Raw genomic sequence first — 16579 nt, forward strand, 5'->3', positions numbered from 1 at the left:
TTTTATTGAATAGGAAATAAAAAAGAGTGCAACTTTGCACTCTTTTTACTCATTCTTTAATCTTAGAAATCAAAGTTATCAGGATCTGGACCAACGCGGTGATTTTGGTTTAACGCATCGATTTTTTCCATATCTTCTTTCGTTAATTCAAAGTTAAATACATCAGCATTTGCAATAATACGGTGTTCTTTCGTTGATTTTGGAATTGTAATTACTCCATTTTGAAGATCCCAACGTAAAATCACTTGTGCTGTTGTTTTACCGTGTTTCTCAGCAATCTCTTGTAATGTTTCGTTATCTAATAATTGACCTTGCATTAATGGTGACCATGCTTCCATTTGAATGCCTTGTTCTTTACAGAAAGCTTGTAGTTCTTTTTGTGTTAAACGAGGGTGGTATTCTACTTGGTTGATCATTGGCTTAATTTCTGCATCTTTTATTACATCTTGCAAATGATGGATTTGGAAGTTACTTACGCCAATTGCACGTACACGCTTTTCTTTATAAAGTGTTTCTAACGCTCTCCACGTATCTTTATATTTTCCTTCTACAGGCCAGTGAACAAGATATAAATCTAAATAATCTAGTTTTAATTTTTTTAAGCTCTCTTCATATGCAGCAATTGTTTCTTCATATCCTTGATCTGCGTTCCATACTTTTGAAGTGATAAATAATTCTTCTCTTGAAATTCCAGTCGCTTCAATACCAGCGCGAATTCCTTCACCTACAGCTGCTTCATTTCCATAAATCGCAGCTGTATCGATGCTACGGTATCCTGCCTTAATTGCTGATTTAATTGCTTCTACAAGTTCTGGACCTTCTTCTACTTTAAATACTCCTAAACCGAACCAAGGCATTTCTACACCGTTATGCAATGTTGTTGTACTTTGTAAATTTTTCATTTTATTTTCTCTCCTTTTATTTTACTTGATCTCGTTTTTCTAATCTCATACTCCATGCTGTTAAAATAACAGCACCTACTACCATAATGCCGCCTACCCAAGCTGTATGAATTAACCCTAACGAGTTCGTTACAATACCACCTAAATAAGCACCAAGAGCAATCCCGGCGTTAAACGCCGCAATATTAATTGCCGATGCAACATCGACAGCACTCGGTACAAATCGTTCAGCTAACATTACGACATATACTTGTAACCCTGGAACATTCATAAATGCGAATAGTCCCATAAAAATAATTGTGATTAACCCCGCTACCTTAAATGGTGCTGTAAATGTTAAAACAAATAATATAATCGCTTGAATAAAGAACATGTAAAATAGCGCTCGAATCGGATTATGATTCGATAATTTCCCGCCAATCACATTCCCTATTGCAATGGCGATTCCATACACTAATAAAATGATAGTAACCGTATTAGCTTTAAATCCTGTTACTTCTTGTAATAACGGAGATAAATACGTAAATGTTACGAATGTTCCCCCATATCCTAATGCAGTAATGATGAAAACTAGTAACAGTCTTCCGTTTGTAATCAATTTAAACTGATCGCGGAATGATACAGACGCACCTTTTTTCATATTAGATGGAATGAGAATACTATTTGCGATTAAGGCAATAATTCCAATTACTACAATTGCTAAAAATGATGTTCTCCAGCCAAATTGTTGACCAATAAATGTTCCAATTGGTGCTCCTGTAATAGTTGCAACTGTTACACCAGTAAACATAATGGCAATGGCGCTAGCACGTTTATTTTCTGGTACAAGTGCCGCAGCAATCGTTGAACCAATTGACATAAACACACCATGCGAAAGTGCTGAAACAATTCGCGCAATAAGTAATACAGTGAAGCTTGTTGCGACAGCTGCAATTCCGTTACCAATAATGAAAATAATCATAATCCACATTAATAACGTTTTTCGTGACATATTAGCTGTTAACGACGTTAATACTGGAGCACCAAATGCTACGCCTAACGCATATAAAGAAACTGTTAAACCAGCTGTTGTCACCGACACATGTAAATCTTCCGAAATAGATGGTAATAAACCCACACTAACAAATTCAGTTGTCCCAATCCCGAACGCACTAATTGCTAGCGCTAATAACGCAAATATACTTCTTCGATTCGTCTGAACTTCTGAAGACGATGCTGTATATGAATTCAATTGATTTCCCCTCTTCCCTATAATTCCTATCATAATAGTGCGATAAAAAGGCCCTTTTATCTTTCAAAACATATATTTAATCTCTACAAACGCTATTATGAATGGTTTCATTCTCTTTTTAAAGAACGCACTTTAAAGTACTATAGATACTTTTTAGTACCGTAAAGCTTGTCTCTCTCCTACATGTACTATTATGAAATATATTTAACATAATGAATAGTACGCACTTTAAAGTGCTGTAGGTACTAAAAAGTAACATAGTTAATTACTAGTACCATAAAGCTTGTTTCCCTCTCACATGTGCTATTATGAATGATATTTAACATAATAAAAAGTACGTACTTTAAAGTACTATAGGTACAAAAAAGTAACATTTATATAACCTAGCTTATTTTGCTCCAAAATTAACATCTACATTCAACGAAGAAAGGTTTCATATGGAGAAATACTCTCTTCCTAGGGAGGCGACTTTAGAGGATATTACTTGAAAATGTAAAGGATCATGTTCATTATCACAAACAAATAATAAAAAAGGCAAAAACGAACAGAAATATGTTCATTTTTGCCTTTTTATTAATTCATTAAAATGTACGACTTTTGGAAAGGAAATCTTTATCGGCTCCCGTTACACCACTTTGCCCCCAGTTTCCTGGAATCATTTCACGAATAAGAATTAGCACTTTATCCAAAGGTGCATGCGTATATTTAGATGTTACTTGTGTAAGTTCGTTTACCCACTTATCCTTTGTTTCTTGATCAAATGTATTCCATATGTCAATCTTAATAATAGCCATTCCATCAACGTTACCAGACGATGTATCGTAGGACTCTTTTGTCTCCCAATTGGACACCCTACTTTTCTCAGCAAAGGTAGCATCACTTGCTACAGCTCCAGCTTTCCCCCAATTTTCTTTCTCAAGTTCCGTAATCAACACTTGAATTTTGTCAGGGACAATTTTTAATCGTTTTATTGTAAGTTCCGTTACATTATAAATGAATTCCTTCTTTTCTTCTGTTGACATGGTTGGCCAAGTATTTAGTTCAATTAATGGCATAGTATTGCCCCCTAAAGTTAATTAATTATTTATTCACTAGCTACAACTATTGGTTTAAATGATTTTTAACTGCCCTTACTACCAATTCGTGATCTTCTTCTGGTGGTAATCCTGATACCGTTATCATTCCAATAACTCCTACGTTTTTTATTCTGATAGGAAAACATCCGCCAAATGCAGCATATTCCGAAGTATCTAAAAGATATTTTTCATTATATGAGATTCCAGTTATTTCACTTTGTATCTGCATATAATACGAGCTACGATCATGCAGGGAAACGACTCGCTTTTTACGCTCAATCCATTTCGTATTTTCCGCATTTGTCCCTGTCATCTTGAAATGAAATAATTGCACACCGTTTTTTGTTATATCAACAGCAATCACTTTACCCTCTTGCTTTGCTGTTTCCACGATAAATAAACCTAGTTGCAAGGCATCTTCATTTGTAAAAGAGGAAAATTGAAGTGTTTCCTCCTCTTTTAAAATTTGTTTACTTATCTCATTCAAATTTGAAGAACTCATATTTTTAACCTCCATAATTGTTTTATGCCACACCGACATTTTTTTGAAATTATTAGTCCATATCGTACAACCTTTTAAACAATCTGAATCTAAATAAACTGTTATAACCTCATTAGTAACTAGTACCGAAAAGCTTGTTTTCTTCTTACTGGTGCTATTATGAATGATATTCAAAATTATAAAAAGTACGCACTTTAAAGTGCTATAGGTACTTTAAAGTACTATTTTACTTATCCCTATCTTACAGAGACTATTATGAAATATATTTAACATCTTAAAAATGTATGTACTAAAGAATAATATTTTTCATATCAAACTTTTTTGCTCAATGGCTGTAATGCAAGCCCATCAAATTTTTGTATAAAAACAAACGAAAAAGAAAAGAATCTAGCCGATACTAGATTCTTTTCTTATCTAAAAAATACCCTTATATTTCTTTTGAGTTGTTACAAACGAATTAGAATAGAACTTCAACTAAAGGCTCATTTTAATTACAGTAAAAGATTGGTGAAACGAATACATTGCACCACCTAAAAACAGGAGGAAACAAAAATGAGTGAAAAAACAGCAGGCTTCTCACAAGTAAATCACGTCGGAATTACAGTAAGCAATTTAGAAAAATCTATCGTTTTTTATGAAGCATTAACAGGTAAGAAAGTATCAAATATTGATGAAATTGGCGGAACAAGAATGGCGCAAACACAAGGACTTGAAGATACTCGTATTAAATATGCCAATCTACACTTAGACAATTTGAACATCGACATTCTAGAATACGTTGTCCCTAAATCAGATAAAGCATCTTACTCAAATGATCAAATTAGTGCGATGCATCTTTGTTTTGAAGTAGAAGATATTGATGCCGCTGTAGAACGTCTAAAAGCAATTGGGGTAAAACCAGATGGAGAACCAATTGTCTTTCAAGAAGAAGACGGCTTGAAATCTGGATTTGGTACAGGCGTTGCCTACTTCCGTGATCCAGATGGTACTAATTTAGAGCTCATTGCTCCAAAAGGCCCATTTAGACGTGAATAATTAAAATAAATTAATACCAAAACAGCCACCTTCTCTGAAAGGTGGCTGTTTGTTGATAGATTGAATAAAAGGACAAACTCTCCAACGTGAGAAGTTTGTCCAAAAGGTTTTTCATGTCCACTATTTTTATACTAAAATCAACAATCTTGAATTAGAATAATGATTTAATACTTGCTAAAACAGTAAGTACACCTACAATAATAACAAATACGTTACTCATTTTCCCTTTGTACTTAGCTAATACCGGTACTTTTTGAATCGCATACATCGGTAATAGACATAAGATAGCAGCAACTAATGGACCACTTAGAGAATCAATAAGTCCAAGAATACTTGGATTTGTATAAGCAACAAACCAGCATGATAATACAACAAAAGTAAGGACGATTGTCTTAATTGTTTTTTCTTCAATATCTTTTCCACGTGATTTACCAAACTTAATAATCATGTCACGCATTACTTCAAATGCTCCGATATAATGGCCAAGGAAAGACTTTGTAATAGCCACAAAAGCAATGATTGGAGCTGCAATCGTGATCACAGGTGAATTAAGCTCATTCGCAAGATATGAAAGGATTGATAGGTTTTGTTCTTTTGCCATTTTTATATCATCTGGAGTCAAGCTCAATGCGCTACTCCAAACGAAGAACATAACAACAGCGAATGTCATAATATAACAAACCTTTTGTATTTGCGCACATTTCGCATCAGTGGCTTCGATTCCATACGTAGCTCTCTGTTTCACAACAAATGATGAAATCATAGGTGAATGATTAAATGAGAATACGATGATTGGTAAAATCATCAATATCGTCCCAAAATAGCCTGTTCCTGTTGAAGCAGTTGAAACAGCTGAAAAACTCAGCATTGACGTATTCCACTGTGGAATTAAAGATATTGCGATAAACAGTAGAGAAACGATGAAAGGATACACTAACATACTCATTACCTTTACAGTAATATCTTGACCAAAATTTAGTATAGCGATAAGACCAAGAACTAATACAAGTGATAAAATTGCTCTTGGCGGTTCTGGCATGTGCAATTGATGCACGATAAAACTACTTGCAGTGTTTGTAAGCGCAACCGAATACATTAGTACGATTGTATAAATTGAACCGAAATATACGATGTTAAAAATGATACTCGCTTTATTTCCAAAATACTCTCTAATTGTACCTGTGATCCCCTCATCAGCAGAATTAGAAGCGTATATCATTTTAGCAAGCGCCCTATGTGAGTAGTACATAACTGGATATGCAAGCAATGTAATTAGCAGTAAAGATAATAAACCACCTGAACCTGCATTAATCGGTAAAAAGAGCACCCCTGCTCCAATTGCAGTTCCAAATAGACTGAGTGCCCATGTAGTATCCTGCTTATGCCACTTTTTCGGATCTGCATATTGCTCATTGTTTAGTGCGGTATTTTCAGCTTGAACTTCTATTTTCTTTGCAGTATTCCCGTTCATATAATAACTCCCCCTTGTATCTATTCCTGCCTCTCTCTTAATAGCTACCGAATATTTTCCTTTTTGGGAAAATGAATTCCTTACAAGTTGCCCCACATTGTATGTCCTTCATCATAATGAAACCAAATTGAAACATTCGCTAGTTAGCGTCCTAATATAATTGTTAGCGTTCACAAAAAAGTTTACTCGTAATATCCGCTCTTTATATAAAGACCCCTTAAGAGAACAATATAGAATAGACTTCATAAATACGTTGCAACATTTCTAATAACAGTGTATTACTTTCATGGTTTCTCTTTTTTACTTTTAACAGTAATTTTAGCTAAACCGGCCTCTCTTCATTTGCGAGGCATTTCTTTCTCAATTCTATACATTAACTTTCATAACTTCGGTAGCACTGATAATATTGCTTACACAAGCCACTGAAGCACATTACATTCATTTCGCCTCTAATCACACACCTTTCTTACTAATAATCGCATTTTTTATATTTTCTCCAGAGATAATAAAATTTCTCTCGACGCCCTCATTATAACGTGTATATTTATAAAATTAATATTTTTATATTTTCAGAAATATTAATTGGATATAATTTTACATAGATAACATTTTACAGTTCGCATGCAACCCTTGTTCCTATCGCTTAAAACTGAATGAATTAGCATAAAACACAGTCACATATTATTTATCCAAGTTACTTATTATAAAGATACTTATATTCTTCTTTGTCAAAAAAATTTATTTTAATTTAAAAAGATATTCTAATAAATAATTAATGTGGTTAAAAAGAAATATCTTTTTGAATATACCAACCAATTTTCAGGATATATATTATCGACATTGCATTCATATACATTTTTAGGAAGCTACCTTTTACTTGATGGCAATAAGAGGACCGCTAACATTTTACAAAAACCTACGCTAAACGCAAAAATACAATAAGCTGCCCATATCGGGCAGCTTATTTACATAACAATTGTTATCAGAGGTGTGCAAACAACTCAATGCAATTTCATCTTAATTCGAGTTTTTTCAACTCTTCTTCAGGAATATTTCTATATTTATAATGAATCGTTTTTACATCATTTCCTTAGAGATGATATTATTGCTTATTGCACGATTCAACCTATTAAAAGCAAATCATGTAATCTTTAAAATCCTTCGTTAACTAGCTCTTTTATTGAGTTTAATTTTGAAGAAAGCTCGATAAACCATTCTTCGTCTCCTGTTAATAATGCAAGGTCTATCAGATAAAGGATTTGCTCCTTATTGATTACCTTTGATTCAGGAAGTTTGTTAACATGTTTACTAAAGAGTAAAATCGCTTCGTTTATTGTGTACTTGTCGTCACGTTTCACAATACTAACTGTAACTATATCTTCCGCTTCATCAAGTGATACAATGTAACCAACTATGAATTCGCCCTCATTTGATATTCCACGAACCCAATCTCCTACTTTTAAAACTTGATTATTATTTGACATCATACTTTTTCACCTTCTTATAAATATTTTTTGTGACGATAAAAACGAAATTAAACTGTAATGTTTTCCATTACATTTCAATGGTAAGAACTTACGGCTCTATATAACAAGTAAGCCACTTAACGTTCTTGATTGATAAGATCAACAACTTCTTTCATTGTGTAATTCTTTAAGTATTCACCTAGATGTTCTTCCGCACCTAAGAAAATAGTGAACAGCACTTTTCGCATGTTTGAACCTACAATACACTGATCATTTGATTCTGGGCACTTAGGCTGCAATGCACCTTCAGAGGTTATTTGATAAATATGCCAAAGATTAACTTCATCTAAATCTCGGGCGAAAATAAAACCGCCACCAGTCCCCTCTTTCGATTGTATAAACTTATGTTTTTTTAACAAACTTAGCACTTTGCGAATGCGTACTGGGTGAACCCCCGCACTTTCTGAAATCGCATTACTTGTTGACATCCTGTCTGGCTGTAAAGCTAAATAAGTTAAACTGTGTATGGCCAAAGTAAAGTCGCTGCTCATTGTTTTCCTCCTACGATCAAAAATATTGTTTCTCCTATATTAACATACTGTAGCCATAAACATTACAGATAGGTTAGTTGAACGTTAAAATATAAGAACCACTCTTAGCATAAAGAAATAGATTCCATAACTTCATTTAGCTTTTTAAGTTAAACATACATTTAAAGACTCCATTGTTTCTTCACTTGCTCTTCTGCCAACTGTTTAATTTTTGTCCATATCGTATCTTTGCTTACAATAACATTTGTTTGATAATTTCTATCGTTATAATTGACTGTAACACATACTTCTATCATTTCCTGCTTCCTCCTTTCAAACAAATTTCTTATCTATATTTAAGTCCTGAAAAGTCTTGGGTTTAGTTATAACCTCTAACCTATAACTTCATTTTTTTGATAATCATATTTAAAAATCCCACTGTTTTTTGACTTGTTCTTCTGCCAATTGTTTAATTTTTGTCCACACCGTATCTTTGCTTACAATAACATTTGTTTGATAGTTTCTATCTTTATAATTAACTGTAACGCATACTTCTATCACCTTCAGTTTCCTCCTTTCAAAAAATTTCTCTCTCATACCATTACTTATTAATTAGCCAACTTTTGCAGTTCAATATTTAAAAATGTTCGAACGCTACGTGGTAAAAATTTACGAATTTCTTCGTCATTAAAACCAATCTGTAATCTTTTCTCGTCCAGCATAATTGGGCGACGCAACATTAGCGGATGCTCAATTATTAATTGATAAAATTCATTCAGCGAAAGCTCATCTATATTTATATTTAAGTCTTGAAAAGTTTTGGATCTAGTTGAAATTATTTCAGTAGCACCCTCTTCAGTTAAACGAAGAATGGATTTAAGTTCATCCACTGTCATAGAATTGGATACGATATTTTTTTCAGTATAATCAATTTGATTCTCCTCCAGCCATGCTTTCGCTTTTCGGCATGAACCGCAGCTTGCTGTTGTATATAAAACCACCATATTTCACTCACTCCTTTAATATTCTTTATGAAACTTCAATTTTAAATATCGGTCATTTAAATGTATTAAAAAAAATTACAGTTCAGGATCAAATTCACGTAATGTTATTTATTCGGCAATGTTTCATTTATCTCTATTATTCATGCTACATTTTACAGACGATAACAACTCACTTTTAAAAATCTTACTGTAATTTTAAACTTTACAGTTCAATTAATCAACTGTTAAGTCTTGGATTCATTTTAATAACAGAACAAATTGTTCTCATGTAAAATTGCCCATAGCATGGTAGCTCCTTCAAAGCACATTTCACGCATTTCTTGCTTACAAGTGCTATTATGGATTATATTCAGCATAATAAAAAGTACGTACTTTAAAGTGTTATAGGTACTAAAAAGTAACGTATGCATTTTCAAGTGTCGTTCTGCTTATTTCTCTCTTACATCGGTTATTATGACCGATATTTAGCACAATAAATAGTACGCACTTTAAAGTATTATAGGCACTAAAAAGAAATAATTTTCGTATTACAACGGATGTAGTATCAAAACTATAATCTAAATTCATTAAAGGAGTTTTTTTATGAAGACATACAATATTCCTGTAGAAGCGACTTTAGAAGTTATTGGCGGAAAGTGGAAGGTTGTTATTCTTTGCCATTTAAAAAAAGGCACAAAAAGAACGAGTGAATTAAAACGTTTAATGCCTGGTATTACACAAAAAATGTTAACACAGCAATTACGGGAACTAGAAGAAGACGATGTCATCCAAAGGAAAGTATATGACCAAGTGCCACCGAAAGTAGAGTATTCGTTAACGGATTACGGTTCGTCTTTAGGAGCCATACTTGATTCCCTCTGCACTTGGGGAGAAGTTCATCTTGAAAAAAACGGGAACACATCCATGCTGATTACAGCAGATGAATAATAGCTGTTCCTACTATATTGAAAACAGAAAATAGGTTGAGGCAATACGTGCCCCAACCTATTTTTTATACCCCTTTATAACTTTTTGCAGTAATAACTGTTTCAAATTCAAAGGTTTCTGGCAGGTGATCGGCGTAAGAGTATTCAAAAGTTCGTCCATCCGTTAAGTAGGCCACTTGTTCAACTCTCATTAAGAAATCTTGATTTGTTAAGTTCATAAACTGCTTTTCTTTATCATCCGGGCGAATTCCTTTAACCCTAACAACGGATGTTCCCACTTGAAGACCTAGTTTATTTTGAATGTGGGAGTAGATTGATTCCTCTAAAACAGAAACCTCAACACCTGGAATGACCGAAATCGGCATCCATGTATGCTCCATAATCGTTGGAATACTGTGAATGATGCGGAGGCGAATGATTTTATATACAAAATCCCCTACTGAGATACCCAATTTTTCAGCAATGACTTCATCGGCACCGACAATCGTAAACTCAATAATTTTACTTTCTACCTCACTGCCATAAACAGCTTTTGTACCTGTTAAAGTTTGAATCATTCGTGCTTTTTCCTGTTGACGCCAATCTTGAACGACCGTTCCACTTCCGCGCCGGCGAATGATGTAGCCATCTCTAACTAACAGATCCAGCGCTTTTTTTATAGTAAGGACAGAAACATCAAATTCTTCAGCGAGGACGGGGCTACTTGGAATTTTTTCGTTAATCTTATATTCGCCGTCTAAAATTTGCTGTTTCATTTTTTGATAAATGCCGAGGTATTTTACTTGTGTGGATCCGCTTGCCATTTCCATACCTCCTTTATGCTGTATTCCCTCTTCTATTCATTTAAGTTTAAAGCCTCAAGTTTGTAAACGGAAGGTGATGGCGCAGCAAATCCGTTTTCTAAGATTTCAATATTCGTTATCGCTTCTTCATCTTTCACAAGTTTTGGTGCACCATTCACGATTGTTTCATACGCTGCATCATAAAAACGACCGTAATCACCAAGCGGCGTTTTAATTTGTTTTTCAATCCAATCACCGTTTGCATTGCGATATTTCGCAATTCCATAGTACATCGGTGAATCTTCACCAAATCCTGCACTCTCAGGCATGATACCCGCTTTCAGATCATTTTCCTGCTGATCTTCACCATATTTAATAAACGATCCATTTGTTCCATGAACGATAAAGCGCGGATAATCTTTCGCTACAACATGGTTCGTTTTCAGTTTAATTTTCAACTTATTTCCGTAATGTAGACCAACATCGAAATAATTATCAACCGCAACTTCCACTTCATTATTACGAATATCGTATGTCACCGTATCTGGACGGCCAAACAGTGAAATCATACGGTCCATCGTATGAATACCTAAACTGTAAAATGAACCTTCTTCTTTTGGACCTTCGTGAGTGATTGAACCAGGACGGAAATAATCAATATGTGATTCAACCTCAACAATATCACCAAGGAATCCTTGTTCCACAACTTGCTTCACTGCTAAAAAATCACCATCAAAACGGCGGTTTTGATAAGGCATAACTACTACACCTTTTTCTCGTCCTAAAGCTAATAATTCTTTCGCATGTCCCACTGTATCGCAAAATGGTTTTTCCACAATAACTGATTTTCCAGCAAGTATAACTTTTTTCGCTAATTCGTAATGCGTATGTGCTGGCGTACAGACCGACACCACTTGAATTTCTTTATCATTCAACAATTCGTTCAAATCAGTAGTGAAACTAACACCTTTTTCCTTATATGGAGCCGCTAATTCTTCATTAATTTGGCGAGCAAAAATCGTTTTTACTTTTATATTTTTACGTATATTCACATACGGTAAGTGATAGCGGTTAGCTGATTTTCCAAATCCAATAAAGCCCATTGTTAATGTCATATTCTTCAACTTCCTTGCTCATAAATTTTTGATTCTATATTTATTATATATTTTTATTATTAAAAGTATATAGTTTTGTTTTTAAAATTATATATAAAAAAGTCGAGATGGAAATCATTTTCTGATTCCGATCTCGACTTTAAGTTATAGACTTATGTCCTACCATCATTTTATTTACACTCGATGAGTAGTTACAGAGCTGCTTCATTACATGCTCTTATTCATACATATAAGAACGTGTCATCGGAATTGTATCGTTAATACCTTTTGTAAATACAAATTGATGTAAATCAATATTACCTGTAAAGAACGAAGCTGCACATGCATTTAAATATAAGCGCCACATACGAATGAATCGCTCATCTTTCGTTTTGCGAACTTCCTCCAGTACGTTTTCAAAATTTCGAGCCCAATGTTGTAATGTTTTCCCGTAATGTCTACGTAAGCTTTCCACATCAACAATGTAAAATTGTTCGTTTGTCATGTTCGTGATTAATTCGTTAACAGCAGGAACATATCCGCCAGGGAATATATATTTTTCAATCCAACCATTCGTAGCACCACCATTGGCCGGGGAAGTAATACAATGAAGTAGCGAAATCCCACCATCATTTAGTAGTGCATTCACTGTCTCAAAGTATTGTGTAATGTTGTCTTTTCCTACATGTTCAATCATACCTACACTAACAATTTTATCAAATTTACGATTCTTAATATCACGGTAATCAAGTAAAGATACTTCAACTAAATCCGTAAGTCCCTCTTGTTTAATTCGTTCGGAAGTCTTAGCATATTGTTCCTCACTTAACGTTACTCCCATCGCTTTCACACCGTACTGCTTAGCGGCAGCTGTAATGAGCTCACCCCACCCGCAACCAATATCTAATAACGTATCACCTTTTTGAAGGTTCAACTTTTTCAAAATATGATTCACTTTATTATGTTGAGCTGTCGTTAAAGAATCTTGCTCATTTTGGAAATACGCACAAGAATATGTCATTGTTTCATCAAGCCATAATTTATAGAAATCGTTCCCAATATCATAATGATGAGCAATATCATCTTTATTTTTTTGTTTTGAGAAATTCCATTTACTTTTGAAATATTGCAACTTACTATCACCTAAAAAGCTATCCTGCCTTTTATAAATAGATTGAATTGCTTTTTCAAGGTTACCTTCTATTTCAAGATCTCCATTCATATATGCTTCACCGAATGCGATAGAAGGATCCTTAGCAATCTCTTTTTTTGAAAGCGGCTTATGAAATGTTACATGAAATTGAGGCTCCCCTTCTCCATATTGTATTGTTTCTCCATTCCAAAGTGTAATTTGAACTGGGTCTGAAAAAAGATTTTTAAGTATTTTTTTATAAAAAAGTTCTTCAACCATATAAACATCTCCTACTAAAGAAATTGAACAAAAAACTATACTAGTTAATAAGTCTTTTTGAACATAGCTTAAAACCGTTATGACTTGTTGCTACGAGTGTCATTATAAAACGGTTATATTATAAAGCATAGTACGTACTTTAAAGTGATGAAGGCACTTTTAAGTACCTATGACGAATGATGCATTAAACATTCACCCTAGCTAAAACAGCTGCTATTCTGGTATAGATCCTTACTTTTCAGTATAATAACTTTCTAAAGTTTTATACTGAAAACACCACCTCATCATTAGGTGGTGTTTTCAATATTACATATAGAGATTTCACTTAACTTTACTATTTTTTCTATCTATGCATCGTTCTCCCCATACGGTCAATTGATTTAATACATTTTGCAAAGACCACCCATAATCAGTTAAGGAGTATTCTACTCGGGGTGGAATTTCTTTATAGATTTCACGTGTAATCACACCATCATCTTCCAGCTCACGTAATTGTTGCGTCAACATTCTAACAGAAATTTCAGGAATTAGACGCTGCAACTCGCTCGTTCGCTTCGTTCCTTTCGTTAAGTGACATAAAATGACGACTTTCCACTTTCCCCCGATAATTTCTAAAGTTGCTTCTATCGGTATATTGTATTGTTTCACGCGATCTCCCTCCTTTTTTCTAAATTTCTTCTCTATTGTTACGTAAAAACAAATAATTTTCTATACGGCACATTTTAGTTCCTACAGCACAAAAAAGTACCTATATTACCAAAAAGTAATTATGCCGCTTACAAATCTCCCTATATACAAAAAGAAAAAACGAACGTATTCTCGTTCGTTTTTTTCTTGTTTATTCTGCTGTAATGAGCATAGACGTGTTGCCATTCTTTTCAAGATGATGTTCTCCCCAGTTACAAAGAGAATCGAGTATAGCATCTAAAGAATGACCGTAATCCGTTAACGAATACTCTACTTTTGGCGGCACTTGGTTATACACTTTTCTCTCGATTACACCGTCTTCTTCTAATTCACGTAATTGTTGCGTTAACATCTTTTGTGTAATACCAGACATTAATTGTTTTAATTCGCACGTTCTCTTTTTGTCTTTCTTTAAATGACAAAGGATTACTACTTTCCACTTTCCACCGATAACCTGTAAAGTCGCCTCTACAGGAATATTGTATGTTTTCATATAAAAATCTCCTTTAATAATGTTATAAGGCAAGTAAGCTAAAGATTTAAATATTACTTTTAAGTATCTATAGCACCTTAAAGTACGTACTTTTTACCCTGTTAAACATGTTTCATAATAGCATACGTAAACAGCAGATGAGTAGTACGGCACTAAAAAGTACCTGTATTACTTTTTAGTATCTATATCACTTTAAAGTACGTACTTTTCATTATGTAAAATACATTTCATAATAGCATTTGTAAGAGTTGAGTGAGTCATGCAGTGTTAGAAATTACCTACGTTACCTTTTAGTGCTAACGTACAATTTTAACTGTTTATATACTTTTATCATGCCTTTTGTCAGACGATGAAATGACATGTTTTCATTTTCACATCCATTCACAATGATGAATTAATTTTTAAATACATTTTAGGGGGATATTTATAATGAGTAAATTACTAAAAGAAAAAATTGGTTTTGGTACAGCACCACTAGGAAATATGTACCGTAATATTCCAGAAGAAGAAGCAATCGCTACAGTGGATGCTGCTTGGGATAATGGCGTTCGTTACTTTGATACAGCTCCACTTTATGGATCTGGCTTAGCGGAGATTCGTCTTGGTGAAGCACTATCAAAAAGAAATCGTGATGATTACTTTTTAAGCACAAAAGTAGGTCGAACGATTTCAGATGAACTAGAAGATCCATCTGCACGTGATTTAGGTGAAAAAGGCGGACTTTTCGAATTTGGCCGCAAAAATAAAATGATCAATGACTATAGTGCAGATGCAACACTTCGTTCTATTGAGCAAAGTTTGAAACGTCTAAAAACAGATCGTCTAGACTTTGTTTTCATTCATGATTTAGCACAAGACTTTTATGGTGATGAGTGGATTTCACAATTTGAAACAGCTCGAACAGGAGCATTCCGTGCACTAACACGTTTACGTGAAGAAGGCGTTATTAAAGGCTGGGGACTTGGAGTAAACAAAGTAGAATCAATTGAACTGATGCTTGATTTAGAAGAAGCGCAGCCAAATATATCCTTACTAGCTGGTCGTTATTCATTACTAGACCACGAGCGTGCATTGCAACGAGTAATGCCTGCAGCTGTTAAGCATAATATGGATATTGTTGTTGGTGGCCCATATAGCTCAGGTATTCTTGCTGGAGGTGCTCACTTCGAATATCAAAAAGCATCACCGGAAATTATTGCAAAAGTTGAGAAAATCAAAGCTCTTGCAGATCGTCACGAAATTAGCATCAAAGCTGCAGCATTACAATTTTCACTAGCGAATCCAGCAGTTGCCGCTGTTGTTCCTGGTGCAAGTAAACCGGAACGAATTGTAGAAGATCAAAATGCCTTAAACACAATAATTCCAGCAGCATTCTGGGAAGAAATGCGCGAACAAAAACTAGTAGCACCTAATGCACCACTACCAATCAACGTAAAATAAATTGAAACCTTAATCAGTGGGGCAATCCCCACTGATTATTTACCCGCAAATACCGGGATGAAAAGGAGCGTAATGAACATGGCACATACTACTACATCTATGGAAATTTTCGGTTCACCTGAACAAGTATGGCAATTAATCGGAGGTTTCAACTCCCTTCCAGACTGGTTACCTTATATACCTAACAGTAAATTAACGGAAGGCGGTCGTGTACGTCACCTAGCTAATCCAGATGGTGACACGATTATAGAACGATTAGAAGTATTCAATGAGAAAGAACGATACTACACGTATTCAATCATGAATGCACCATTCCCAGTCACTAATTATCTATCTACAATCCAGGTGAAAGAAGGTACTGAAAGTAACACATCGGTAGTAGAGTGGTCTGGTACGTTCACTCCTGTTGAAGTTAGTGATGAAGAGGCAATAAACCTTTTTCATAGTATTTACAGTGATGGACTGAAAGCATTGCAACAAGCATTTCTAGATTGAGCTATTAAAAACAATGAAAAGCAAAGCGATATCG

At 34.3% G+C, this 16579-nt stretch carries 19 protein-coding genes and 1 pseudogene; 4 read left to right on the forward strand and 16 right to left on the reverse strand.

All coding sequences use genetic code 11. The features are described from left to right. Positions 1-62: 62 nt before the first annotated feature. The 4 genes from ACTFNE_RS10315 to ACTFNE_RS10330 all read right to left on the reverse strand — a co-directional run bounded on the left by ACTFNE_RS10315 (position 63) and on the right by ACTFNE_RS10330 (position 3750). A complete protein-coding gene (locus ACTFNE_RS10315) occupies positions 63-902 on the reverse strand; it encodes an aldo/keto reductase (protein ID WP_046198376.1) in 840 nt (279 codons plus the stop codon). 16 nt (positions 903-918) lie between these two features. Then, positions 919-2133 carry an MFS transporter gene (locus ACTFNE_RS10320; RefSeq protein ID WP_046198375.1) on the reverse strand — a complete coding sequence of 405 codons (1215 nt, stop codon included), beginning with the start codon at positions 2131-2133 and terminating at the stop codon, positions 919-921. A 581-nt stretch (positions 2134-2714) separates the two neighbouring features. After that, positions 2715-3188, reverse strand: a complete 474-nt coding sequence (locus ACTFNE_RS10325; RefSeq protein ID WP_001128303.1) for a tautomerase family protein — start codon at positions 3186-3188, stop codon at positions 2715-2717. Between the two features lie 46 nt (positions 3189-3234). Next, positions 3235-3750, reverse strand: coding sequence for a heme-degrading domain-containing protein (locus ACTFNE_RS10330; protein ID WP_139120477.1), 516 nt, complete (start codon positions 3748-3750; stop codon positions 3235-3237). Between the two features lie 513 nt (positions 3751-4263). On the opposite strand from ACTFNE_RS10330, the gene ACTFNE_RS10335 reads away from it, so the two are divergent. Continuing rightward, positions 4264-4746, forward strand: a complete 483-nt coding sequence (locus ACTFNE_RS10335) for a VOC family protein (protein WP_046198374.1) — start codon at positions 4264-4266, stop codon at positions 4744-4746. 151 nt (positions 4747-4897) lie between these two features. On the opposite strand, the gene ACTFNE_RS10340 is transcribed toward ACTFNE_RS10335, so the two are convergent. The 7 genes and pseudogenes from ACTFNE_RS10340 to spxA all read right to left on the reverse strand — a co-directional run bounded on the left by ACTFNE_RS10340 (position 4898) and on the right by spxA (position 9217). Beyond that, positions 4898-6217 (reverse strand): aromatic amino acid transport family protein, encoded by a 1320-nt coding sequence (locus tag ACTFNE_RS10340; protein ID WP_001014179.1) that lies wholly within the window; start codon positions 6215-6217, stop codon positions 4898-4900. 1012 nt (positions 6218-7229) lie between these two features. Further along, positions 7230-7307, reverse strand: a pseudogene (locus tag ACTFNE_RS10345) (DUF3888 domain-containing protein); the annotation flags it as partial. Between the two features lie 61 nt (positions 7308-7368). Next, positions 7369-7704: an IDEAL domain-containing protein gene (locus tag ACTFNE_RS10350; protein ID WP_000987468.1), complete on the reverse strand. Its 336-nt coding sequence runs from the start codon at positions 7702-7704 to the stop codon at positions 7369-7371. 116 nt (positions 7705-7820) lie between these two features. Further along, positions 7821-8234: an Rrf2-family transcriptional regulator SaiR gene (gene saiR, locus ACTFNE_RS10355; protein ID WP_000093217.1), complete on the reverse strand. Its 414-nt coding sequence runs from the start codon at positions 8232-8234 to the stop codon at positions 7821-7823. A 161-nt stretch (positions 8235-8395) separates the two neighbouring features. Beyond that, entirely contained in the window at positions 8396-8530 is a 135-nt protein-coding gene (locus ACTFNE_RS10360; RefSeq protein ID WP_000573531.1) for a BA3454 family stress response protein, read from the reverse strand. 109 nt (positions 8531-8639) lie between these two features. Further along, the gene (locus tag ACTFNE_RS10365) at positions 8640-8774 is read right to left on the reverse strand and encodes a BA3454 family stress response protein (RefSeq protein WP_000573519.1); all 135 of its coding nucleotides are present in this window, start codon (positions 8772-8774) and stop codon (positions 8640-8642) included. A 47-nt stretch (positions 8775-8821) separates the two neighbouring features. After that, positions 8822-9217: a transcriptional regulator SpxA gene (gene spxA, locus ACTFNE_RS10370; RefSeq protein ID WP_000261183.1), complete on the reverse strand. Its 396-nt coding sequence runs from the start codon at positions 9215-9217 to the stop codon at positions 8822-8824. A gap of 582 nt (positions 9218-9799) precedes the next feature. On the opposite strand from spxA, the gene ACTFNE_RS10375 reads away from it, so the two are divergent. After that, the gene (locus ACTFNE_RS10375; RefSeq protein WP_000860825.1) at positions 9800-10144 is read left to right on the forward strand and encodes a winged helix-turn-helix transcriptional regulator; all 345 of its coding nucleotides are present in this window, start codon (positions 9800-9802) and stop codon (positions 10142-10144) included. Positions 10145-10208: 64 nt separating this feature from the next. On the opposite strand, the gene ACTFNE_RS10380 is transcribed toward ACTFNE_RS10375, so the two are convergent. From ACTFNE_RS10380 to ACTFNE_RS10400, 5 genes are all read right to left on the reverse strand, one after another. Further along, entirely contained in the window at positions 10209-10946 is a 738-nt protein-coding gene (locus ACTFNE_RS10380; protein ID WP_046198372.1) for a GntR family transcriptional regulator, read from the reverse strand. Between the two features lie 32 nt (positions 10947-10978). After that, on the reverse strand, positions 10979-12040 hold the full coding sequence (locus tag ACTFNE_RS10385) for an oxidoreductase (RefSeq protein WP_046198371.1): 1062 nt from the start codon (positions 12038-12040) through the stop codon (positions 10979-10981). Positions 12041-12257: 217 nt separating this feature from the next. Further along, the gene (locus tag ACTFNE_RS10390) at positions 12258-13430 is read right to left on the reverse strand and encodes a cyclopropane-fatty-acyl-phospholipid synthase (protein ID WP_000229046.1); all 1173 of its coding nucleotides are present in this window, start codon (positions 13428-13430) and stop codon (positions 12258-12260) included. A gap of 321 nt (positions 13431-13751) precedes the next feature. Continuing rightward, positions 13752-14078 carry a winged helix-turn-helix transcriptional regulator gene (locus ACTFNE_RS10395; protein WP_000816333.1) on the reverse strand — a complete coding sequence of 109 codons (327 nt, stop codon included), beginning with the start codon at positions 14076-14078 and terminating at the stop codon, positions 13752-13754. Between the two features lie 190 nt (positions 14079-14268). Beyond that, positions 14269-14610, reverse strand: a complete 342-nt coding sequence (locus ACTFNE_RS10400; protein WP_046198369.1) for a winged helix-turn-helix transcriptional regulator — start codon at positions 14608-14610, stop codon at positions 14269-14271. A gap of 429 nt (positions 14611-15039) precedes the next feature. Here ACTFNE_RS10400 and ACTFNE_RS10405 point away from each other — a divergent pair, with 429 nt between their 5' ends. Further along, complete coding sequence (locus tag ACTFNE_RS10405) at positions 15040-16050, forward strand: aldo/keto reductase (RefSeq protein ID WP_046198368.1); 1011 nt, start codon at positions 15040-15042, stop codon at positions 16048-16050. A gap of 78 nt (positions 16051-16128) precedes the next feature. Further along, positions 16129-16545, forward strand: coding sequence for an SRPBCC family protein (locus ACTFNE_RS10410; RefSeq protein WP_000951517.1), 417 nt, complete (start codon positions 16129-16131; stop codon positions 16543-16545). The last annotated feature ends 34 nt before the right edge of the window (positions 16546-16579 follow it).

Source organism: Bacillus cereus group sp. MYBKT111-2 (genome assembly GCF_051915205.1).
GTDB classification, from domain to species: Bacteria; Bacillota; Bacilli; order Bacillales; family Bacillaceae_G; genus Bacillus_A; species Bacillus_A paranthracis.

Excerpts from the sequence above, each read along its gene's own strand:
- ACTFNE_RS10315 (WP_046198376.1), bottom strand. The coding sequence starts at position 902 with ATGAAAAATTTACAAAGTACAACAACATTGCATAACGGTGTAGAAATG.
- ACTFNE_RS10325 (WP_001128303.1), bottom strand. The coding sequence starts at position 3,188 with ATGCCATTAATTGAACTAAATACTTGGCCAACCATGTCAACAGAAGAA.
- ACTFNE_RS10330 (WP_139120477.1), bottom strand. The coding sequence starts at position 3,750 with ATGTCGGTGTGGCATAAAACAATTATGGAGGTTAAAAATATGAGTTCT.
- ACTFNE_RS10335 (WP_046198374.1), top strand. The coding sequence starts at position 4,264 with ATGAGTGAAAAAACAGCAGGCTTCTCACAAGTAAATCACGTCGGAATT.
- ACTFNE_RS10340 (WP_001014179.1), bottom strand. The coding sequence starts at position 6,217 with ATGAACGGGAATACTGCAAAGAAAATAGAAGTTCAAGCTGAAAATACC.
- ACTFNE_RS10350 (WP_000987468.1), bottom strand. The coding sequence starts at position 7,704 with ATGATGTCAAATAATAATCAAGTTTTAAAAGTAGGAGATTGGGTTCGT.
- saiR (WP_000093217.1), bottom strand. The coding sequence starts at position 8,234 with ATGAGCAGCGACTTTACTTTGGCCATACACAGTTTAACTTATTTAGCT.
- ACTFNE_RS10360 (WP_000573531.1), bottom strand. The coding sequence starts at position 8,530 with ATGATAGAAGTATGTGTTACAGTCAATTATAACGATAGAAATTATCAA.
- spxA (WP_000261183.1), bottom strand. The coding sequence starts at position 9,217 with ATGGTGGTTTTATATACAACAGCAAGCTGCGGTTCATGCCGAAAAGCG.
- ACTFNE_RS10375 (WP_000860825.1), top strand. The coding sequence starts at position 9,800 with ATGAAGACATACAATATTCCTGTAGAAGCGACTTTAGAAGTTATTGGC.
- ACTFNE_RS10380 (WP_046198372.1), bottom strand. The coding sequence starts at position 10,946 with ATGGCAAGCGGATCCACACAAGTAAAATACCTCGGCATTTATCAAAAA.
- ACTFNE_RS10385 (WP_046198371.1), bottom strand. The coding sequence starts at position 12,040 with ATGACATTAACAATGGGCTTTATTGGATTTGGAAAATCAGCTAACCGC.
- ACTFNE_RS10390 (WP_000229046.1), bottom strand. The coding sequence starts at position 13,430 with ATGGTTGAAGAACTTTTTTATAAAAAAATACTTAAAAATCTTTTTTCA.
- ACTFNE_RS10400 (WP_046198369.1), bottom strand. The coding sequence starts at position 14,610 with ATGAAAACATACAATATTCCTGTAGAGGCGACTTTACAGGTTATCGGT.
- ACTFNE_RS10405 (WP_046198368.1), top strand. The coding sequence starts at position 15,040 with ATGAGTAAATTACTAAAAGAAAAAATTGGTTTTGGTACAGCACCACTA.
- ACTFNE_RS10410 (WP_000951517.1), top strand. The coding sequence starts at position 16,129 with ATGGCACATACTACTACATCTATGGAAATTTTCGGTTCACCTGAACAA.